The organism is Muricauda sp. MAR_2010_75, from assembly GCF_000745185.1.
Classification (GTDB): Bacteria; Bacteroidota; Bacteroidia; order Flavobacteriales; family Flavobacteriaceae; genus Flagellimonas.
In genome coordinates this window covers 3623761-3645675 of sequence record NZ_JQNJ01000001.1, presented here as the reverse complement: position 1 = coordinate 3645675, position 21915 = coordinate 3623761, and the positions used below count along the sequence as shown (strand labels likewise).

Sequence of the window (21915 nt, the reverse complement as noted above, 5' to 3'; positions counted from 1 at the left end):
GGTATGATTGTTAATATAAATTAGCGCAAGGCCTTTCTTTTTCTGTTCAGCGAGAGATAGGTGACCCCAAAAATCACAATCAACATTCCAAATAATTGCCAATACGTGAGTTTTTCAGCAAGAAAAACGTAGGCCAATAAAATGGTGGACACAGGACCTAAACTACCTAAAATGGAAAAGTTGGAGGCGCCCAAGCGTTCAATCGAGGCCGAGACCAGAAATGAAGGTATCAAAGTGGCAAAAATGGCCATAGCGAATCCGTACCCATAAACAGGGAGTGGATACTGGAACAAGTCCCAATCGCCAGCGAAAATATAATGCATCAGAATGCAACAGGTGGATACAATCATAGCATAGCAGGTGAACCGGAGCACCCCAAACTTGGGAATCAACCAACCACTACCCACCAAATACGAAGCGTAGGTAATGGCACTCAACAAAACCAAAAATCCTCCTATCAAAGCTTCATTTCCCGCGATTTCTAATTCGTTCCAAAAGGTGACCACTACACCCATATAGGTAATGATGATGGCCGTGGTTTGTACTTTTGTTATTTTCTCCCTAAAAAATAACCATCCCAAAAACACCACAATAGTGGGATAGACAAATAAAATGATGCGCTCCAATCCTGCCTTGATGTAGTTGAGGCCCAAGAAATCAAAATAGCTGGCCAAATAGTAACCCACAAAGCCAAAGGCGAGCAACCATAGATAATCTTTTGTCCTGATTTCAACGGAAGGACGCTTCTTTCGTATGATAAAAAGAATAAGAATATAGAATGGCAGGGAGAGAAACATTCGGAACATAAGCAGGTCCAAAGTGTCCACCTGATATTGGTAGGCCAGTTTTACCATGACCGCCTTTGAGGAGAACAAAACTACCCCCAATATTCCGTATAAAATGCCCAGGCCTTTTGTTGACATGGGATAAAGCTACATCAAGGTGTTTTCAAAAAAATATTGAAAAAGAGTGAATTACAATGCCCAAGCGCTAGACATTAAACCTAAAATGCATGACGTCACCATCTTTAACGATGTATTCCTTGCCTTCTACCCGCATACGGCCAGCTTCTTTTACTTTGGTCTCGCTACCATATTTAATATAGTCATCATACGCAATGACCTCGGCACGGATGAATCCTTTTTCAAAATCGGTGTGGATGACTCCTGCGGCTTGGGGTGCAGTGGCCCCAACAGGAATGGTCCATGCGCGTACTTCCTTGACCCCGGCGGTAAAATAAGTTTCCAAATCCAATAATTTGTAAGCACCACGAATCAATTTGGCGGAACCCGGTTCTGAAAGCCCTAAATCCTCTAAAAAGAGTTGACGCTCCTCATAGGTTTCCAACTCAGTGATGTCAGCTTCAGTACCGACCGCTAAAAAGATGACCTCCGCATTTTCGTTGGCCACGGCTTCTTTTACTTTTTCAACATAAGCATTTCCAGTCGTAGCAGCTCCCTCATCAACATTACAAACGTACATCACCGGCTTATCGGTAATAAGTTGCATGGGTTTTACATATTCCGCTCTATCATCGTCACTGAATTGTATGGCCCGTACCGATGTTCCAGATTCCAACCCTTCTTTCAAGGCATTTAGAACGGCTTCTTCTTTTTGAGCTTCTTTATTTCCGGTTTTGGCGGCACGTTTTACCTTATCGAGTTTCTTTTCAACGCTTTCCAAATCCTTCAACTGAAGCTCCATATCGATGGTCTCCTTATCGCGGATAGGGTCAACGGAACCATCTACATGTACAATGTTATCATTGTCAAAACAGCGCAACACATGCAAAATAGCATCGGTTTCACGGATGTTTCCCAAAAACTGGTTTCCTAACCCCTCCCCTTTGCTGGCACCCTTCACCAAACCGGCAATATCCACAATTTCAACCGTGGCAGGAACCACACGCTCAGGATTGACCAACTCCTCCAATTTTTCCAAACGGGTATCAGGTACGTTAACCACACCAATATTGGGTTCAATAGTACAAAAGGGGAAGTTGGCACTCTGTGCCTTTGCGTTGGACAGACAGTTGAACAAAGTCGATTTTCCTACATTGGGCAATCCTACAATACCGGCTTTCATTGGCTCTTACTTAAGATTTCAGTTGTCAGATTTCAGACATCTGAAGTCCGAGGTCTGAATTCCGGCTGCAAATATAAGTTGAAGTTTTGTTTTAGGGGCCTAAAATCCATTGATCAACAAATAGAAGCCAATAATAAAAACGGCGGCTATACCTAAAATGGCCAAAAGGGAGAGTATACAGCCCAGCTGTTTCCAAAATCCATTGTATGCTTTTTCTTTTTTCATAAAAAAACCCCGAAACACGTTCGGGGCTAAAATACTTAAACTTTATTGCTTACCCGTCTGGGTGCATAAACTTCTGCTTGCCCAAAAGGACTTCTTCGCTCTCCACGTGATCTTCATCGGGAACACAACAATCCACGGGACAAACCGCAGCACATTGGGGTTCCTCATGAAAGCCCATGCATTCTGTACATTTATCTGGAGCAATATAGTATATTTCATCACTAATGGGTTCCTGTACGTCATCGGCATTCACCGCTTTTCCATTGGGAAGCACCACGTCGCCCGTTAAGGAAGTACCATCGCTATATCTCCATTCATCCGCACCTTCATAAATTGCAGTATTTGGGCATTCTGGCTCACAAGCACCGCAGTTTATACATTCATCAGTTATGATAATCGCCATAATTTTCTTTTTCTATTGTGCCGAATTATTTCAGCATGCTTACTTTTGGCAAAAATAAACCCTACCAAATTAGTATACAAATATAATGACCGCACATCTCCCAATATTGGAAGCTTTTGTTAAACTTGGAAATTATCTAACGGATTTTTGTGAATATTCTTATGAAAACCCATCCGATACCCATTCCGATTTTGAGGTTGTTATTACCAAATCGCAGCAACAAAATGCGTGGTTTACCCGTGAAAACATCCTTTTTGCACTAAAACAGTGGTCAGCATTGCTGACTGAAAATAACTTGAAACAATGGTTGTCCAATTATAATTTTGAAAATAGCGGGGCACCAAAGACCATTGGGATAGTGATGGCCGGAAATATCCCCATGGTTGGATTCCATGATTTTCTGTGTGTTTTGTGCTTTGGCAACAAGGTTTTGGCCAAACTCTCATCGAATGACAAGGTATTATTACCCTTTCTTGCCCAATATTTAATTGAACAAGAGCCTTTGCTTGCGGAACGGATTAAATTCACTGAGGGGAAATTAGAAGGTTTTGATGCCGTTATTGCAACTGGCAGCAACAACACCAGTCGCTATTTTGAATATTACTTTGGGAAGAAGCCCAATATTATCCGAAAAAATAGAAACTCTGTGGCGGTGCTTACTGGAAATGAAACCCAGAAAGAACTCAAAGCTCTTGGTGAAGATATTTTCAGGTATTATGGACTGGGGTGCCGCAATGTCTCCAAGATCTATGTGCCTACAACTTATGATTTTGATTCGTTTTTCAAGGCAATTTTTGAGTTTGGGGCGATAATCCATCAACATAAATATGCCAATAATTACGATTATAATAAAGCGGTATATTTAATGAGCAATTTTAAACTTCGGGACAACGGTTTTTTGATCTTAAAGGAAGATCAAGGCTTTTCTTCCCCAATTGCTGCTCTTTTTTATTCCTACTATACATCTGAGGAGGAGTTACGCATGCATCTTGCCGAAAATGAAGAACAAATCCAGTGTGTGGTTTCAAACCGTAAAAGTGCTGATGACATTCCTTTTGGTGAAACACAGAAGCCCCAACTCAACGATTACGCCGATGGTGTGGACACTATGGAGTTTTTACTAAAACTATAGGGTTCAACCTTTGGTTTGAATCGTTTTTAGATCCAAGTTTTTTTAAGACCTTTATCCACTCAAACCTAGCAAATGAAAAAACACAATTTTAGCGCAGGCCCATGTATTTTGCCCAAAGAGGTAATGCAGAAAGCCTCCGAAGCCGTTCTGGAATTGGACGGCATTGGTCTATCACTCATAGAAATCTCACACCGAAGCAAGGAATTTGTGACTATAATGGAAAAGGCCCGTTCCCTTGCCCTAGAGCTCCTTGGATTGGAAGGAAAAGGATATCAAGCCCTGTTTCTTCAAGGCGGTGCCAGCATGCAGTTTTTAATGGCCGCCTATAATCTTTTGGATAAAAAAGCGGGATATGTGAATACGGGTACGTGGAGTCAGAAAGCCATCAAAGAAGCCCGTTTGTTCGGTGAAATCGTGGAAGTGGCCTCTTCCCAAGAACAAAACTTCAACCATATTCCAAAGGGGTATGCAATACCCTCAGATTTGGATTACCTGCACTTGACTTCCAACAATACCATTTTTGGAACACAGATCAAGAAGTTTCCAAAGACCGATGTTCCTCTGGTGTGTGATATGAGTTCGGATATTTTCTCAAGACAGCTCGATTTTTCCCAATTTGACTTAATTTATGCCGGAGCCCAAAAGAATATGGGTCCTGCTGGAACCACCTTGGTTGTGGTGAAAGAGGATGTTTTAGGTAAGGTTTCCCGAAAAATTCCATCCATGTTGGATTATGCTGTGCATGTAAGCAAAGACAGTATGTTCAACACACCTCCGGTTTTTGCCGTATATGTTTCCATGCTTACCCTACAGTGGTTGAAGGACTTAGGCGGAATTTCTGCCATTGAGGAAATCAACGAACGTAAAGCAAGCCTTATTTACTCTGAAATAGAACTGAATCCTGTGTTTTCAGGTTTTGCGGCCAAGGAAGACCGTTCCACTATGAATGCGACTTTTAACATTACCGATGATGCACTCAAAGATACATTTGATGAAATGTGCAAAGAGGCGGGCATAAGCGGAATCAATGGGCATAGGTCCGTAGGAGGGTATAGAGCTTCCATGTACAATGCAATGCCTTTGGAAAGTGTTGGGGTTTTGGTGGATATTATGAGTGAATTGGAAAAGAAGGGGTAGGTTTGTTATCAGTTATCAGTTGTCGGATTTCTGATTTCGGTTGACATCCTGCATTATTTTTTAAGAGTGAAACCCTATGAAAGTTGTACTTGCAAATGACGGATTGGCCCAATCGGGAGTTGATGCTTTGGAAAAAGTAGGCTTTGAGGTCATTACCACCAGAGTTGCCCAAGAGCAGTTGGTAAATTTCATCAATAAAAACAACATTAGTGCTTTGTTGGTACGGAGTGCCACTGAAGTCAGGAAATCACTGATTGACACCTGTCCTAACCTCAAGCTAATTGGGCGTGCTGGCGTTGGCATGGATAATATCGATGTGGATTATGCCAAATCCAAGGGAATTCATGTCATTAACACCCCTACTGCTTCCGCAGCATCTGTTGCCGAACTGGTTTTTGCCCATTTGTTGACCGGTATCCGTTTTTTGCACAACTCCAATCGAGATATGCCCTTGGAGGGTGATCACAAATTCAAACAATTGAAAAAAAGTTATGCCAGCGGAAGTGAACTCCGAGGCAAGACTTTGGGCATCATTGGGTTTGGTTCTATTGGACATGCCACTGCGAAGATGGGTTTGTCATTGGGCATGAAGGTACTGTTCACCGACCATCATATTGAAAAGGAAACAGTCAAGGTTTTATTTTTTGATGGACAATCGGTAGAATTCAAACTAACAAACAGCGATTTAAAAACGGTTTTGAAAGAATCAGACTTTATAAGTTTGCACGTCCCCGCCCAAAATGGATATGTTATTGGTGAAAAAGAGTTGGATCAAATGAAACAAGGTGTTGGAATCATCAACACCTCCCGTGGGGGTGTACTGGACGAAGTGGCTTTGGTGGATGCTTTGGACAACAACAAAGTATCCTTTGCCGGATTGGATGTCTACGAATCCGAACCAAATCCAGAAATAAAAATACTAATGCATCCTAAAATATCGCTCTCTCCCCATATTGGCGCCTCCACACAAGAAGCTCAGGAGCGAATCGGATTGGAATTGGCATCCCAGGTTATTAAACTGCTAAAATAGGCTCTTCATAAGGGTTAAAGGGCTTCTTTTTTGTACATTGTTCTTCTAACCTTAACACATAAGAAAATGTCAGGATTATTGGATTTACTCAATAGCCCCATGGGCAAACAATTGATCAGTGGTGTTTCCAACCAAACTGGGGAACCGGAAAACAAGACAGCCGAAGTTTTGAGTATGGCCATGCCCTTATTAATGGGTGCCATGAAGAAAAATGCCTCCACACCAGGTGGAGCGCAGGGATTGATGAATGCGCTATCCTCCAAACATGATGGGAGTATTTTAGATGACCTTGGAGGTCTTTTTGGCGGTGGTGTGGACCAATCCGTAATGGATGACGGAGCGGGAATATTGGGCCATGTTTTTGGTGCCAAGCAACCCCAGGTAGAAAATGCGCTCAGTAGCAAATCGGGGATTGATGCCGGTACCATCTCCCAAATTCTAAAAATTGCAGCGCCCATTATTCTGGGTTATTTGGGCAAACAGACACGTCAACAAAATGTAAGCAGTCCAGATGGCCTTAACGGGTTGTTGGGCGGACTAATGGGCGGCGGAAGAACAGCCGCAAAGCAGCAATCTTTGATTGAAACCTTTTTGGATTCAGATGGAGATGGTAGCGTTATGGATGACTTGGCCGGAATGGTATTGAACGGAGGAGGCAGGAAAAAAAGTGGCCTGGGTGGTATACTTGGCGGACTTTTTGGCAAATAACCGCAGAAAAGACCTTAACTTTATTTAACAAGGCCGTTTGAAATTTCAAATGGCTTTTTTTGTATCTTAAGATTATGAAAAAGAGAATTTTACCTGTACTGCTTATTTTCTCACTTTTGCTCTCCTGCACCGCTCAAAAGGAAGCGTTGGATATCTCAAATGAGGAACAGGCTGTTTTTAGTTCCGATGATGAGCAGGAAGTGGAAATTAAGGATGATGAAACCGAGTATGAGATCATTATCATTGAACCTGGTTTTTACACTTGGCTGAACAGTATTGCCAGACCGGAAGGCTATTATTCCCAAAGTTTTTTGGAAAACCGAAATGCCATCATGGTTACCAATTGGAACCAGCGTGTGATGCAACCACTCCGCTACAATCCCAATCTGTATGAAATGCAAATCAACTATGATCAAAATATTGATTATGGCTATGAAGTGAATTATAAGCTCTACAATTACTTCATTTATTTCCAGCGGAAATACAATCAACGCTTGGGTCCTTTCGTCCCTAGAATTTAATAGCTTAATTTTGCATCGGAACATTTAGCCGATGGAGAAAATAAAAAAGCGCTGGGAGATTTCTAAAAACTGGCAACTTACACACCTTTTTTTGGGCGTGGCATTGGTTATGATTACTTCTTACACCGTTGCCAGGCGGTTACTGCACCTATTCGGGCTCAACAATACCATTTGGGAATGGATTTTCGTCTCGGTGATTGCCATTACGCTGTATTTCCTTTTGGTTCGATTTTTTGTTTGGTGCTTTAAAAAACTGGAGAATAGATGGAAGGTCTCCTATAAATGGGAAATGATAGCCATTTTCATCGTCTTTGCCATAACCGGGAGTTTGGCAGGAAAACTGGCCGGCCCCCTCACCGAATGGATTGGCCTTGGAAGAGACAATGTCAATGGGTTTCTATATTGGACTGCCCGTATCCTCTTGATTTTTCCCATTTACCAAGTTATATTGATTGTAATCGGATGGTTTTTTGGACAGTTCCAATTCTTCTGGGAATTTGAGAAAAAGATGCTGAAACGATTGGGCTTGGGCTTCCTTTTTCCATAGTTTATGGTTTTCTTAACACATGAAATCAAAAGAGCTGACCTATCTTTGAATCGAATGACCTCGTTTCTCAATAAACGTATTGCCATTTATGTATCCCTCGTATTAACGATAGGGATACTGACCCCTTCTGCGATAAAACTTGCCCACGCCATACACGGGCACACCCAAGAAAAGAAATGTGTTTCACATGGCGACAAACACATCCATGATGGGGATATTCACTGTGAATTCCATGATTTCACCTTGGCATCCAAGGTCTTCTTTCCTTCTTCATTTATCTACACTCCCGTGGAAGCTCCCCAGTTTGGGCAGCCACAGACCTTTTTTGTTTACCATTTTAAATCCCACAAAAAGGAGTACCAAGCCCTAAGAGGCCCCCCACAAGTTTCATAATAGATATACCAGGTTAGAACATTCTAATAACTTATTATTTATCAAATGAAACAATTTTATATTTCAATGCTTTTGGCATTGACTCCCTTATTTATACATGCGCAGAACACCCTCAGCGGAAACATATCAGATTCAGAAAACAATCAATCCTTAGAACAAGTCTCTGTATATATCCCTCAATTGGAAAAAGGCACTGTCACGGATGCCAATGGAAATTATTTGCTGAAGGACCTTCCAGAAGGCACTTACAAACTGGTCATATCGTATTTGGGATACGAGACGTATTCCATTTCGCTGGACATCAATTCTGGGACCAACACTTTTGATTATGCAATGGGTCCATCGGCCATAGAAATTGACGAAGTGGTTCTCTCTACACCATTTCACAAACTGCAACGTGAGAATGTGATGAAAGTGGAGCAGAAATCCATCGCGGAACTAAAGAGTAATGGTGCCATGACCTTGGCCGATGGTATTTCCAATATTGCCGGAGTATCTTCAGTATCCACAGGGGTGGGTATTGGCAAACCTGTAATTCGCGGACTTAGCTTTAATCGTGTTTTGGTATACACTCAAGGAGTTCGTTTGGAAAACCAACAATTTGGTGGTGAGCATGGTTTGGGTATCAACGATGCCGGTATCTCCAGTGTAGAGGTCATAAAAGGCCCTGCTTCTTTGTTGTATGGTTCTGATGCTTTGGGGGGTGTGCTTTATTTAAATCCCGAGAGTTTTGAATTGCCAGGGGAAACCTCAGGGGATGTCAACCTCAATTACTTCACCAATACGTTGGGGTATGGAGCCAATGCCGGAGTGAAAACATCTGGAGAGAAACTCAAGTTTTTGGCCAGAGGTGCTTACGCTTCCAATGCCGATTACGAAACAGGCGATGGTACTGGGGTTACCAACTCCCGTTTCAACGAAGCCGATTTAAAAACAGGAGTGGCATACCAAGTCAGTAAGTTTAAAACCGAGCTCCGCTATAACTATAACTTTTCAAAATTGGGGATTCCTGAAGAAATTGGTGTACAGGATAATCAAAGAGAACCTTTGTTGCCCAATCAAGAGATTGCGACACATATCCTTAGTTCTAAAACCAATTTTTTCTTTAAAAAATCCAGTTTGGAGGCCACTTTTGGCTATATTTTCAATGATAGGAAAGAGTTTGAAGAACATCACCATGAGGAAGAAGGTGAAGAACATGAAGAAGAGGAACTTGAAGAAGAGGGCCCTTCGTTGGATATGAACCTGAGCACGTTCAGCTACAACCTTCAATACAATCCACAATGGGGCAGCATAACTACCATTTTTGGGATTCAGGGGATGCACCAGAAGAATGAAAATTTCGGAGAAGAGGTGTTGATTCCCAGTGCCATCACCAATGATTTTGGAATTTTGGCCACTTCGCATATCCATTTCAATAAAAGTGACCTGCAGTTTGGTTTGCGATATGATCTAAGATCTATAAACGGGGAAGAAAGTGGTATTGAAGGTGATGAGGAGTACATTCCTTCTTTAGATAAGAATTTCAACAGTTTTAATGCAGCAGTGGGGTATCGGGCAGATTTAACGGATAATATCTTGTTCCGATTGAATTTGGCCACTGGATTTAGAGCACCGAATTTATCTGAGCTTACTTCAAACGGGCTACACAGCGGCGCCAACCGGGTTGAAATTGGCAACCAAGAACTGGATAGTGAACAAAATGTCCAAGTTGACTTTGCCATGGAATATGGAAACCAGCACATAGAAGTGTACGCCAATGCTTTCTATAATACTATAAGCGATTACATTTACCTTCAACCCACTGGTGCATTTAGGGAGAGAGACCCCATTTATCTTTTTGAACAACAAGATGCCAAATTGTACGGTGGTGAGTTTGGATTCCACCTACATCCGCACCCTCTGGATTGGCTGCATTTTGAAAGTAATTTTGATATGGTTTTTGGTGAATTGGAAGATAAAACAGACCTTCCCCTAATTCCTGCCAATCGTTGGAACAATACACTGCGAGTAGAATGGAATACTACCAAGGGAACCAAATCCAAGAGCTACGCTTTTGCAACGATACAATCTTATTTTGACCAAAATAGAGTGGCCGCTTTTGAAACGCCAACCTCCAGCTATAGTCTGTTCAACATGGGATTTGGAGGGGAAATAAAGATTTTTGAGCAAAATGTAGGGTACAAAATAAGTGGCAATAACATTTTTGACAAGACCTACATCTCACACCTGTCTCGTCTAAAGCCTGATGGCATAGCTAATATTGGAAGAAACATTGCTTTTAATTTAAGCATAGGATTATAACAGAAATAGAAGCGCAGTCGAGAACTCAATTATTTCACAATAAAGAGGTTTCGACTGTGCTCAATCTTACCAATTATAGGTTTAATCTTTTACAGGAAGGTTTTTCTTTTTGCTCAGCAAATAGGTGTAAATCCAAGTGAGGGTAAAGGTTGGTATAACATCCATACCCGGAATTAATTCTTCGGCAAAGGCAATTAAACCGGCAGCTTGGCCAACTTTTCCTTTGTATAGACGGGTCATGAGCCAGCCCGCAATTGGAGCCCAGATTACATCGGAGAACTCCCCTATTCCAGGAATCATAAAAGACAACATTCCTATGCCGTCAAGCAACAATCCCAAAAAGAGATTACGGTACTTTGGGTCTTTCTCTTCTGCCATTCAGGAAAATTAGGAAATCTGCTCGATATGGGAAAATCCCTTAGGACAAATCAGAACTGATAAGTTTCAAAAACTCATTTCTAGTCTCAATCTTTTCAAACTGACCCCTAAAACCGGAAGTTGTGGTCACAGAATTCTGCTTTTGTACTCCACGCATCATCATGCACATGTGGGCTGCTTCAATCACCACCGCAACACCTTTGGGTTTTAAGGTGGAATTGATGCACTCCAAAATATCATGTGTCAAGCGCTCCTGTACCTGTAATCTTCGGGCATATACATCTACCACACGGGGTATTTTGCTCAGTCCCACAATATGTCCGTTTGGAATGTACGCAATGTGTGCCTTTCCAAAAAATGGCAGCATATGGTGTTCACAAAGCGAATACACCTCAATATCCTTAATGATCACCATATCATCATAACTTTCTGCGAACATGGCCCCTTTTAGGATTTCCTCTGCATTCTGTTTGTACCCTTGGGTTAGGAACAGCATGGCCTTTGCGGCACGTTCAGGGGTTTTTAAAAGGCCTTCTCGAGTTACGTCTTCCCCAATATCATCCACAATTTTGGAGAAATGTTCTTTTACCTCGTTGGTGATTTCAATATTGTACTCTTCCAGATTTCGGTATGGTGACATATTTAACTAGTGGTGTTTAACTTCTTTGAAAAATGAGTGTTCAGCTTTTTAATTTTGGGGTCAATGATAAACTGGCAATACGGTTGTTGCCTATGGTCATTGTAATAATTTTGATGCTCTTCCTCTGCCAAATAAAAGGGTTTTTCCTCAGAAATGGCCGTTACAATGGGTGATTTAAAGATGCGTTCTTTTTCCAAAAGGGCAATAAATTCTTCGGCTTGTTCTTTTTGTTGGGTGGATGTATAAAATATTTCACTTCGGTATTGGGTACCCACATCGTTACCTTGTCGGTTTAAAGTGGTAGGGTCATGGGTGACAAAGAACACCTCCAACAATTCAACATAGGAGACCTTTGAGGGATCAAATGTAATTTTTATCGCCTCTGCATGTCCTGTCCTTCCTGTGCAAATTTCCCGATACGCTGGATTTTTAATGGTACCTCCCGTATAACCGGAGAGTACTTCCTCTACTCCACTGAGTCGCTGAAAAACGGCTTCTGTGCACCAAAAACAACCGCCAGCGAATATGGCGGTCTCTAGTACTGATTTGTTTTGTTTATCCATTAAGTTTCAAAGTTAAACAAAGTTTGTGATTCTACCATCTGAATCAAATACTTATTCTTCTGCAAATAGTCGTAATACCATTGGAAAACTTATTTGAAAGGTACATCTTTGCCCACTCAGCTGTAATCCGTATTTTCACAACGAGAAGTATTTTCATGATAAAGGCCACAAATATTCAAAAAAACTACGGAGACCTCAAGGTCTTAAAAGGTGTTGATTTGAAGATTCAAAAAGGAGAAGTAGTTTCCATTGTTGGAGCATCAGGAGCTGGTAAAACCACGCTATTACAGATTTTGGGCACCTTGGATTCGCCTTCAAATGCTGGGGAAAGTACCCTTTTCATCAATGACACCAATGTAACTGCGTTAAATGATAAGAATTTGGCCCGGTTTCGGAACGAACATATTGGTTTTATTTTTCAATTTCATCAATTGTTGCCAGAGTTTACGGCCTTGGAGAACGTTTGTATTCCGGCATTCATCAAAAAAACACCTAAAGAAGAAGCCGAAAAACGGGCAAAGGAACTTTTGGATTTTTTGGGACTCCAAGACCGGTACCACCATAAACCCAATGCCCTGTCTGGAGGTGAACAGCAACGTGTGGCTGTGGCGCGATCTCTTATGAACAAGCCTTCCATAGTTCTGGCCGATGAACCCAGTGGAAATTTGGACTCGGAAAGTGCGGATAACCTTCACAAGCTATTTTTTAAGCTACGGGACGAATTTGGACAAACTTTTGTTCTTGTGACCCATAACCTTGAATTGGCCGATATGGCCGACCGAAAATTGACCATGGTGGATGGTCTCATCGTTTCTTAATTAAAATGACCCAGTCGGAGCTAAAGGAATTTTTGGATGAAAAAGTGGTGCAGTACAACCATCCCCGATTTTTGGAAGATGACCCGCTTCAAATTCCGCATAGATTTACCAAAAAAGAGGATATTGAAATCAGTGGTTTTTTAACCGCGACCATTGCTTGGGGAAATCGAAAAAGTATTATCAACAATGCTTCTCGACTAATGGAGCTTTTGGACAATGCACCGCATGACTTCATTATAAATAATTCAGAAGGTGATCTGGACAAATTAATTCCTTTTGTCCATCGAACGTTCAATGGGCTGGATTTGCACTATTTTCTGCGAAGTTTGAAAAATAGCTACCAAAATCATGGTGGGTTGGAATCTATTTTCAGTAAAAATCAAGAAAAGGATTCCTTGCAGTCTGCCATTTCCAAGTTTAAAGAGGTATTTTTTGAACTCCCTCATTTGCCACGAACCACAAAACATATTTCTGACCCCAACAAAGGTTCTGCAGCCAAACGCATTAACATGTTTTTGCGTTGGATGGTCCGTGACAACAGTACCGGAGTTGATTTTGGTATCTGGAAAAGTTTAAGTCCGTCCCAACTTTCCTGTCCGTTGGATGTACATTCAGGTAATGTAGCCCGAAAACTAAAGCTGCTCAAACGGAAACAAAACGATGCCAAGGCACTACAAGAACTGGATAAAAAACTAAGAAAACTCGACCCAATCGACCCGGTAAAATATGATTTTGCACTGTTTGGACTTGGGGTATTTGAAAAGTTCTAATTTAAAATTCATATTTCTAAATTTCAGCGTATAGTTTACTTTTATCCACGGTAAAGTACTATGGAATCAAATAGAAAGTCACCATATTATCCAGATATTCCCCTTTTTTTGGTGCTCATTCCATTTATCAGTGCCTTTAACTACTATCTCACCTACGCCAATGTAAAGTTCGATTGGTGGTTTGCTTTTACCTATACACTAGATACACTAATTGGTTATGCGGCTTGGCTTGCTGTGCGGAGAATTATTTTGTGGCTCGATAAAAAGATAGTTTATACACAATTTGCAAAACGCGTTACTTTACAGTTTTTGCTCACCACCTTTGCAGGACTGTTCATCATCAGTTTTTTGACCGAACTTTCCAGCCTTATTGTGAAAGGGAAATGGGCCCATTCCAGTTTTTACAATTACGACCTCTTTATTATTGCCATTTGGTTCTTTTTCATCAATGCCATTTATGTAATGATTCATTATTACTATCAATGGCAAGGAACAGCACAACAAGTATTATTGGAAAAACAAAAACTGCAAACTGGTTTTTTAGTGCGTGAGGGTAAAAATGAGAACAGGATTCCCTTTGAAAACATTACGGGCTTTTCCGTAGAAAGTGAATATGTGGTTTTGTATACCATGGATGGAAAACAGTATTTTTTGGACACTCCACTGGAAAAAATTGCATCGGAGCTTCCATCAAACCTATTTTTTAGGCTCAACCGGCAATTTATTGCCCACCGAGATCAAATTATGGGATTCATTAAGCTTGAAAATGGGAAAATCAGTGTTTCTCTGGTAGAAGAAAGTGCACTTCCGTCAGAAATCCCAGTAAGTCGCACCAAGGCACCTGCATTTAAGCGCTGGTTTCGGACATCTGACTGACATTTCAACCTAAATTTTACTACACTTCAAGGAAAAGACCAAGTTTTTCCTTGACCGCTGCTCTTCTCTCCTCCTACTTTTGAACCATCAAATCAATCAAAAATGAGAACAGTATTTATAGCATTTGTTTTGTGCACTTTGATGGTTCAATCCAGTTTGGCTCAGAGGGATGAAGGAAATCACAGAAACTTTCCATTAATCATTAGCATAGAATTTCACTCACTATCCCTTCCCTTTAAAGACAAAAAGTCCCTTTTTAAAAATATAGGGATTGGATTGGGTACCGAAGTGAGCTATAATGGAAACCGAAACTGGGTGCAACAATTCAAAATGATCTGGTACGGCAACAAAACGGTTGGCGGTGGACTTTTGTTTCAAACCCAAGCCTTGTGGCGGCCCAACATGGTTGACGATGCATTTTCTGAAATTAAGTTAGGGGTGGGTTACTTATACGCCAAACGTCCCAAAGACGGGTATATTCCCACGAAAAATGGATGGAAAAATATAGGCAAAAAAGGAAAAGGAATGTTTGTGGTGCCCATTGGAATTGGATTGGGATACGATTCCTATAGCGAAGGCACTTATGTTTCCCCATTTGCCAACTACCAATTTTTATTGGCTACCAATTACAATGAAAGTATGCCCTTGGTTCCCTTTACTTTGATGGAACTTGGAAGTCGTGTACATTTTTAAAACATAAAACAACGTCATGAAACATATAACTATATACATCTTTTTACTTAGTGGGTATTATTTTGGTTGGTCCCAGATAGAATCCAATCCAAATCACCCCAAGGGAACTGAAATATCACCTTATTTAAAATCATTGGTAGAGTATGGTTGTCCTGGGGTCAGTTTGGCTATACTGGACAAAGATGGCTGGTGGTTGCAAAGTGAAGGATTATCCAATATTGAGGTACAACGCAAAATGAAGGATACCCATTTGCACTACCTGCAAAGCGTGGCAAAAACCTATATGGCTGTGGCGATTCTTAAACTCTACGAAGAAGGCAAACTTCAGTTGGATGAACCCATAACCCAATATTTAGCTCAAGAAGTGTCCAGCATGGTGGATAGAGCGGATAAAGTCACTATTAAAATGCTGTTGAACCATACCTCCGGTATCCCAGAATACAACTTTGACCCCGAGTATGCAAGTACTTTACTCCAAAATCCAGAGACTGCTTTTACGGCTGTGGACTATATCAAATTTGTCGATGGGAAAAAATTGACCTTTGATCCCGGAAGCCGATACTCATACAGAAATACAAACTATGTACTTCTCTCAATGATAGCCGATGAAATTACTGGTGACCATACCTCTTTTATTGAAGAAAGCATATTTAAACCTTTAGGTTTGCAGCATACCTACTACCGTATATCTGATGAAAAGCTCTGGAATGAGACTTTGGCAAGTAGTTATTGGGACCGCTACAGTGATGGGATTTTGGAAAACATTTCTCACATCCAAAAACAAAACGTAACCTATATGGTTGGGGATGACGGAATTGTTACCACCACTTCTGAAGCCATACAGTTTTTAAAAGGATTGTTAGAAGGGAAATTACTTCAAAAAAGCACTCTGGACATGATGATGACCTGGGTTAAAAATAAAGAGGGAAAACCTGCCTACGGACTTGGATTGGGTCATGGTGAGGTTAACGGACATCCCTATTATGGACACTCAGGAGGAGGAATTGGCGCAGGTTGCGAACTTCGGTATTTTCCTGAAACTGACCGATACATGTTCGTTGCCATCAATATTGGAACGGTAACGTACAGTCCTTTGCACAGAAAGCTTGAAGTAATACGGAACAAGATTTTTTTGGCAATGACAGAATAGAAGACCTATTGAGAGATTAGTTATAGGTCCTCTTTCTATGCAAGCATTCTTATTTTGTAAAGGGATACTCTTTTCCCAAAATGGTGATTGTGGAATTGTTGTAATTTATTTTGATGTCTTTAATATTGGCGATATCTACGTCCAGGATACCCGATTTAATACTCCGCGGAAGCAATACAAAATGTAACGATTCTTCAGTGGTCAAGGAATAATCCAAACCTTTGGAACTTGTACCTGTTTGCGAACCTTCCCATATATATTCATCATCCCAAATATACAACGGTGTTTCGCTTCCAGCAATCCATGTTCTGGTCGAGTTTTCTTGATATTCAATTAACGCACCAGATTTTGTTGTGATTTTCCCATCCTGAATAACTACGTTATATTCCAAATCTCCATCTAAATTTTCACCCGTATTCTCAACCACATGAGTTCCCTCAACTTTGTAATCGTTGTGATAATAATCCGTAAAAGTAGCGGTATGAATGCTTCCAGTTTCTCTATACCAATTGGTGGAAACAATGGTGATTTCTCCTTTGCGGGTAATACCATCTTTGCCCAAAACACCTGTTTTAAAATTCACGGTTATGGTTTTTGGAAAAGTTACAAAATCGGCAGGTGATATAGTTACTTCAACATCTTGTGCAGTTTTCTCCACTGAATTGGATTTTGCCGTGGAAGTAGTACTTTCAGCAGATAAAACAACATCTCCGTTGTTGTTGCCAATATCCTGAAACACTTTATTTACAATAACATACTCTGTTAATGCATCAACAACAGCTTCTGAATTGGTTGGGGTTTTCGAATCTTCTTTGTCGCAGCCAAGAAACAGCACGACCAGCGTAGGAATTATAAGTTTTTTCATAATACATAAGATTTGTTATTACAAAAAAACTAAAATTCTGATAGTTTACCTCTTGAAAACGTTATTTTTTTGAATGCTAGACTTTGGTTATGAGTGACTTATTTCAAAATCAGCCCTTGGAAGCTTTAATTTTTTCAGGATGTTGGCAATCCGCCAAAACCGTATCCGGGTTCCAAGTCCAGCATAACTTTTTGTCCACCTTTCGCTATGGATTCATAAATGGCTTCACAGATGATCATATCACGTTTGCCCATTTCACCTGGGGCAATGTTGGGAGCATCAAAAAGTACATGTTTGGCAAAATCATCCATTTGTAGTTTTTGTTGACTTTCATGAGGGAACTCAATCACATCCCCTTTTGAGGTTCTTCCGCTAAGCGGGCCATAATTATTGGCCGGTTGTAATTCAAACCATCCTGATTCTGCCGACACATACATACTGTTTGCGCTAATGTTATGGGAAGTCATGATATTTCCCACTGCTCCGTTTGGAAACTCAAATTGGGCCGTAATGGTCTCATCGGTGTCCTTGAAATATTCTGGACGGGTGCTATATTCTTGGGCAGTAACAGAAATGGGATTCTGCCCAGAGCCATAAATGGCACTTTGAATGGCGTATACACCCATATTCAATAAGGCCCCACCTCCAGAAAGTTCCTTGTTCAAACGCCACTGGTCTGGATTTCCGCCAGAATGGTATCCGGCATCCGCAGATACATACCTGATATCTCCAAACGTTTTTTCACGCACAAAACGCTTTACTTCATTGGTGTACGGCTCAGACTGCAATCGATATCCAACACCGAGTTTTACACCCGCTTCTTTGCAGGCATTGATAATGGCATCGCATTCCTCAACACTTACTGCCATAGGTTTTTCGCAGATGACATGTTTTCCGGCTTTGGCCGCACGTATGCAGAATTCGGCATGCATGCTGTTCGGAAGTACCACATAGACCACATCAATATCATCGTTCTTTGCTATGTCATCAAAATTCTGGTAGTTGTAGATATTTTTCTTTGGAATGTTATACTTATCAGCCCATGTTTTTTCCTTTTCGGGGGTTCCTGTTACAATCCCTGATAGATAACAGTGTTGGGTATCCAGTAGTGCGGGAGCCAATTGGTAAGTACTATAACTACCAAGACCCACTAGGGCAATTCCCAATTTCTTTTTGTCCTGTCCACTGCCCATGGCGCAAGCCAATGGTGTGGTTGCCATAATGGCGGCTGTTCCCATGCCTTTAGCCATTAGAGAATTAAAATTTCTTCTTGATAAGTTTTTCATTGATACCATGTTTAGTCAGTGTGTCTTAAAATTAAGAATTATGCCGATATGCACAGCTTTTTCCTGGGTTTTACCATTCTTTTAACAAAAAAAGAACTTTCAAAATACTTACTTTTAGCGATAGACTAATTCAACTTAATACTATGAGAAAAATTTATCTTGCTTTAAGCATGGTTTTATGCGCTTCCCTTACCATTGCCCAAAACAGAAAACTCCCGGTGGATACCACGGTAACGACCCAACATTCAGTTACCATAAAAGGAGTAAATATTAACTATACAGCCACTACAGGTACCCAACCCGTATGGGATGAAATGGGGGAGCCCATTGCTTCGCTTCACTATACTTATTATACTAGAAACAATGTTAAAAACAGAGCCGAACGCCCCTTGCTGATTTCCTTCAACGGTGGTCCCGGTTCGGGTTCTGTTTGGATGCACTTGGCCTACACAGGTCCTCGAATCCTTAAAATTGATAATGAAGGTTATCCCGTTCAACCTTATGGTGTGGATCATAACCCCTACTCTGTGTTGGATGTGACCGACATTGTATATGTGAATCCCGCTAACACTGGATATTCCCGAACCATTCCCGAAACTGGGGAAGAAGTGAAGCGTGAAAAGTTTTTTGGAATAAATGCAGACACCGAATATTTGGCAGAATGGTTGAACACCTTTGTAACCCGAAACAATCGCTGGAGGTCTCCAAAATACATTGTCGGAGAAAGCTATGGAGGAACCCGTGTAATGGGACTTTCCTTGGCATTGCAAAACCAGCAGTGGATGTATTTAAACGGGGTAATTATGGTATCTCCTGCTGATTATAAGGTGTTCCGTGACAACGACCCGGTTTCAAGCGCTTTAAACCTTCCTTATTTTGCTGCTGCTGCATGGCATCATAAGACATTACCAGCAGCATTGCAGAGCAAGGATTTGCTGGAGGTGTTACCGGAAGTTGAGGAGTATACCATAAACACGCTATTGCCCGCCATTGCCAAAGGAGGGTTTATTCCAGATGCGGAACGGAACGAAGTTGCCAAACAAATGGCCTATTATACAGGATTGAAGGAAAAGGACATTATTGACCACAATTTGGTTGTGCCCACCCAATTTTTCTGGAAGGCGCTCTTAAAAGATAAAGGAGGGTACACTATAGGTAGATTGGACAGCCGCTATTTGGGAATTGACAGGCAACTTTTTGGGGACAGCCCAGACTATTCTCCTGAGTTGACTTCTTGGCTGCACAGCTTTACTCCTGCGATAAATTATTACCTACAGGAAGAATTAGGATTCAAAACAGACATTAAGTATAACATGTTCGGTCCGGTTCATCCTTGGAACAACGATGATGACAATGTTCGAGATAATCTCCGCCAAGCGATGGCCCAAAACCCCTATTTGAATGTTTTGGTGCAATCTGGCTATTATGATGGAGCCTGTACCTACTTTGCGGCCAAATATACCATGTCTCAAGTAGACCCCAGTGGACGCATGAAAGATCGTTTTGATTTTAAAGGCTATCGCTCTGGACACATGATGTATTTGCGAAGAGAGGATCTTCAAAAGGCTAATGATGATATCAGGGACTTTATTCTTAGAACCCAGACCAATGGGAAGAGTGCTAAATACTAATAAAGTTAATGATGGAAAAAAGGCAGGTTAAATAACCTGCCTTTTTTATTTACATTTACAGCAACTGCACAATTAATTTTAACTAAAAACTGACATTTTGAAAGTACAAACTGTAATTTGGACCATGGCTTCACTGTTAGCACTTTTAAATCCGAACAAATCCGCAGCGCAAGATTGGCCCAACTTGGAAAAGTATAAAAAGGCAAATGCTGAGCTATCCGCTCCTACGGAAAATGAACACCGTGTCGTTTTCATGGGCAACTCCATTACCGAAGGTTGGTCCAATGCCAACCCGGATTTCTTTAAAAACAATTCGTATATCAATCGCGGAATCAGTGGACAGACCACACCGCAGATGCTACTTCGTTTCCGACAAGATGTTATTGACCTTAAACCGAAAATCGTGGTTATTTTATCGGGTACCAATGATATTGCGGGCAATACAGGCCCCATGACTTTGGAACAAATTCGGGACAATATGCTTTCCATGGTAGAACTGGCAAAGGCCAATAACATTTTTCCCATTGTCTGTTCGGTGCTTCCCGCTTATGATTATCCGTGGCGACCAGGCAAACAGCCTAATATAAAGATTCCCAAACTCAATACAATGCTTAAGGCTATGGCCGAAGAAGAGGGTGTAATGTATTTGGATTATTTCTCGGAAATGGCCGATGATCGTAACGGGCTTCCCAAAGCATTGACCACAGATGAAGTCCATCTGACCAAAGCGGGCTATGCCGAAATGGAAAAATTGGTTCAAAAAGCTATCGAACAAGTTGTCAAAAATGAAAAGTAGTCTCTTTTTTGTCTTTTCTATTTGTACTCTAGTTGCTTTTGGCCAAAATGAGATAATGGTTCATCCTGCAATTGAGGTTTTAAAAGAATTTGACAAAGTCAGGGACTTTACCATGGATGCTTCCGATTCCGAGGCTTACTTTACCATTCAATCCCAGACTGAAGATGTTTCGGTGATTTCAATCGTTGCCAAAACGGACAACAAATGGAATACACCAACAATTGCTCCCTTTTCGGGAACTTACAAAGACATGGAACCGTTTTTAGCTCCAGATGGGCTTCGGCTCTATTTTGTGTCAAACCGTCCCCTGCATGATTCCATTTCCAAAACCAAGGATTACGATATTTGGTATGTGGAACGGTTTTCAAAAACATCGGCCTGGTCCAAACCGATCAATATGGGAGAACCCATTAATTCAGAACACAATGAGTTTTATCCTGCCGTGGCCGAAAATGGTAATTTCTATTATACAGGTGACCGACCTGAGTCCAAGGGAGAAGATGATATTTTTTTCAGTGAGTTCAAAAATGGAACCTACTTGGAACCTATCTCTTTGAATGAAAACATTAATTCCAAAGGCTACGAATACAATGCCTACATTTCAAAAAAAGAAACTTATTTAATTTTTGGAGGGTATAACCGTAAAGATGGACAAGGCAGCGGCGATTTGTACATTAGTTTTAAAAACGCTTCAGGCGAATGGTCCAAAGCTAAACCCCTGCCCCAACCCATCAATTCTAAACAAATGGATTATTGCCCCTTTGTGGATGAGGCCAATAACATGTTGTATTTTACAAGCCGAAGAGTCACAAATCCTGATGGGCCAATTCATACTATGAAATCGTTGGTTCAATTTCTCAATTCCTATGAAAATGGAAACAGCAGGTTATACAAGGTTGAAATAAATCCCTTGCAGTTTCAACCATAGTTACAGGATTATTGACCATTTATAAACGTTCATCCC

At 41.1% G+C, this 21915-nt stretch carries 24 protein-coding genes; 16 read left to right on the top strand and 8 right to left on the bottom strand.

Annotated elements, in window-relative coordinates; all coding sequences use genetic code 11:
* Nucleotides 1-20: 20 nt before the first annotated feature.
* From FG28_RS16345 to FG28_RS16335, 3 genes are all read right to left on the bottom strand, one after another.
* Nucleotides 21-923, bottom strand: a complete 903-nt coding sequence (locus tag FG28_RS16345; protein ID WP_036384656.1) for a DMT family transporter — start codon at nt 921-923, stop codon at nt 21-23.
* Nucleotides 924-990: 67 nt separating this feature from the next.
* Nucleotides 991-2085: a redox-regulated ATPase YchF gene (gene ychF / locus FG28_RS16340; protein WP_036384654.1), complete on the bottom strand. Its 1095-nt coding sequence runs from the start codon at nt 2083-2085 to the stop codon at nt 991-993.
* A gap of 274 nt (nt 2086-2359) precedes the next feature.
* Complete coding sequence (locus FG28_RS16335; protein WP_036384649.1) at nt 2360-2713, bottom strand: 4Fe-4S dicluster domain-containing protein; 354 nt, start codon at nt 2711-2713, stop codon at nt 2360-2362.
* Nucleotides 2714-2798: 85 nt separating this feature from the next.
* Here FG28_RS16335 and FG28_RS16330 point away from each other — a divergent pair, with 85 nt between their 5' ends.
* The 8 genes from FG28_RS16330 to FG28_RS16295 all read left to right on the top strand — a co-directional run bounded on the left by FG28_RS16330 (nt 2799) and on the right by FG28_RS16295 (nt 10485).
* Nucleotides 2799-3845, top strand: a complete 1047-nt coding sequence (locus FG28_RS16330) for an acyl-CoA reductase (protein ID WP_036384648.1) — start codon at nt 2799-2801, stop codon at nt 3843-3845.
* A 72-nt stretch (nt 3846-3917) separates the two neighbouring features.
* Entirely contained in the window at nt 3918-4982 is a 1065-nt protein-coding gene (gene serC, locus FG28_RS16325) for a 3-phosphoserine/phosphohydroxythreonine transaminase (RefSeq protein ID WP_036384646.1), read from the top strand.
* 76 nt (nt 4983-5058) lie between these two features.
* Nucleotides 5059-6012, top strand: coding sequence for a D-2-hydroxyacid dehydrogenase (locus FG28_RS16320; RefSeq protein WP_036384643.1), 954 nt, complete (start codon nt 5059-5061; stop codon nt 6010-6012).
* Nucleotides 6013-6078: 66 nt separating this feature from the next.
* Nucleotides 6079-6720 carry a DUF937 domain-containing protein gene (locus FG28_RS16315; RefSeq protein ID WP_036384641.1) on the top strand — a complete coding sequence of 214 codons (642 nt, stop codon included), beginning with the start codon at nt 6079-6081 and terminating at the stop codon, nt 6718-6720.
* 74 nt (nt 6721-6794) lie between these two features.
* The gene (locus FG28_RS16310) at nt 6795-7241 is read left to right on the top strand and encodes a DUF6146 family protein (RefSeq protein WP_036384639.1); all 447 of its coding nucleotides are present in this window, start codon (nt 6795-6797) and stop codon (nt 7239-7241) included.
* Nucleotides 7242-7272: 31 nt separating this feature from the next.
* Nucleotides 7273-7788: a DUF6787 family protein gene (locus tag FG28_RS16305; protein ID WP_036384637.1), complete on the top strand. Its 516-nt coding sequence runs from the start codon at nt 7273-7275 to the stop codon at nt 7786-7788.
* Between the two features lie 54 nt (nt 7789-7842).
* Nucleotides 7843-8181, top strand: a complete 339-nt coding sequence (locus FG28_RS16300) for a hypothetical protein (protein ID WP_036384633.1) — start codon at nt 7843-7845, stop codon at nt 8179-8181.
* Nucleotides 8182-8226: 45 nt separating this feature from the next.
* Nucleotides 8227-10485, top strand: a complete 2259-nt coding sequence (locus tag FG28_RS16295) for a TonB-dependent receptor (RefSeq protein ID WP_036384632.1) — start codon at nt 8227-8229, stop codon at nt 10483-10485.
* Between the two features lie 81 nt (nt 10486-10566).
* On the opposite strand, the gene FG28_RS16290 is transcribed toward FG28_RS16295, so the two are convergent.
* The 3 genes from FG28_RS16290 to msrA are packed head-to-tail and all read right to left on the bottom strand — an operon-like array spanning nt 10567 to nt 12066.
* Nucleotides 10567-10863 (bottom strand): hypothetical protein, encoded by a 297-nt coding sequence (locus FG28_RS16290; protein WP_036384631.1) that lies wholly within the window; start codon nt 10861-10863, stop codon nt 10567-10569.
* Nucleotides 10864-10903: 40 nt separating this feature from the next.
* Complete coding sequence (gene folE / locus FG28_RS16285; RefSeq protein ID WP_036384629.1) at nt 10904-11503, bottom strand: GTP cyclohydrolase I FolE; 600 nt, start codon at nt 11501-11503, stop codon at nt 10904-10906.
* Nucleotides 11504-11505: 2 nt separating this feature from the next.
* The gene (msrA, locus tag FG28_RS16280) at nt 11506-12066 is read right to left on the bottom strand and encodes a peptide-methionine (S)-S-oxide reductase MsrA (protein WP_036384628.1); all 561 of its coding nucleotides are present in this window, start codon (nt 12064-12066) and stop codon (nt 11506-11508) included.
* A gap of 155 nt (nt 12067-12221) precedes the next feature.
* On the opposite strand from msrA, the gene FG28_RS16275 reads away from it, so the two are divergent.
* The 5 genes from FG28_RS16275 (at nt 12222) to FG28_RS16255 (ending at nt 16373) form a co-directional block, all read left to right on the top strand.
* Nucleotides 12222-12884: an ABC transporter ATP-binding protein gene (locus tag FG28_RS16275; RefSeq protein ID WP_036384626.1), complete on the top strand. Its 663-nt coding sequence runs from the start codon at nt 12222-12224 to the stop codon at nt 12882-12884.
* A gap of 5 nt (nt 12885-12889) precedes the next feature.
* Entirely contained in the window at nt 12890-13654 is a 765-nt protein-coding gene (locus FG28_RS16270; RefSeq protein ID WP_036384619.1) for a TIGR02757 family protein, read from the top strand.
* 60 nt (nt 13655-13714) lie between these two features.
* Complete coding sequence (locus tag FG28_RS20245; RefSeq protein ID WP_051947425.1) at nt 13715-14530, top strand: LytTR family DNA-binding domain-containing protein; 816 nt, start codon at nt 13715-13717, stop codon at nt 14528-14530.
* Between the two features lie 102 nt (nt 14531-14632).
* Nucleotides 14633-15223, top strand: coding sequence for a hypothetical protein (locus FG28_RS16260; protein ID WP_036384618.1), 591 nt, complete (start codon nt 14633-14635; stop codon nt 15221-15223).
* Nucleotides 15224-15239: 16 nt separating this feature from the next.
* Nucleotides 15240-16373: a serine hydrolase gene (locus FG28_RS16255; protein ID WP_051947423.1), complete on the top strand. Its 1134-nt coding sequence runs from the start codon at nt 15240-15242 to the stop codon at nt 16371-16373.
* A gap of 49 nt (nt 16374-16422) precedes the next feature.
* Here FG28_RS16255 and FG28_RS16250 read toward each other — a convergent pair whose 3' ends face one another.
* Together FG28_RS16250 and FG28_RS16245 are read right to left on the bottom strand one after the other, a co-directional pair.
* Nucleotides 16423-17238: a hypothetical protein gene (locus FG28_RS16250; RefSeq protein WP_036384616.1), complete on the bottom strand. Its 816-nt coding sequence runs from the start codon at nt 17236-17238 to the stop codon at nt 16423-16425.
* A 134-nt stretch (nt 17239-17372) separates the two neighbouring features.
* Nucleotides 17373-18524, bottom strand: coding sequence for a Gfo/Idh/MocA family protein (locus tag FG28_RS16245; RefSeq protein WP_036384614.1), 1152 nt, complete (start codon nt 18522-18524; stop codon nt 17373-17375).
* Between the two features lie 143 nt (nt 18525-18667).
* On the opposite strand from FG28_RS16245, the gene FG28_RS16240 reads away from it, so the two are divergent.
* The 3 genes from FG28_RS16240 to FG28_RS16230 all read left to right on the top strand — a co-directional run bounded on the left by FG28_RS16240 (nt 18668) and on the right by FG28_RS16230 (nt 21879).
* Nucleotides 18668-20155, top strand: coding sequence for a S10 family peptidase (locus tag FG28_RS16240; RefSeq protein ID WP_036384612.1), 1488 nt, complete (start codon nt 18668-18670; stop codon nt 20153-20155).
* Between the two features lie 124 nt (nt 20156-20279).
* Nucleotides 20280-20951 (top strand): SGNH/GDSL hydrolase family protein, encoded by a 672-nt coding sequence (locus FG28_RS16235; protein ID WP_081894438.1) that lies wholly within the window; start codon nt 20280-20282, stop codon nt 20949-20951.
* A gap of 55 nt (nt 20952-21006) precedes the next feature.
* Entirely contained in the window at nt 21007-21879 is an 873-nt protein-coding gene (locus tag FG28_RS16230) for a PD40 domain-containing protein (protein ID WP_197062618.1), read from the top strand.
* Nucleotides 21880-21915 lie beyond the last annotated feature (36 nt).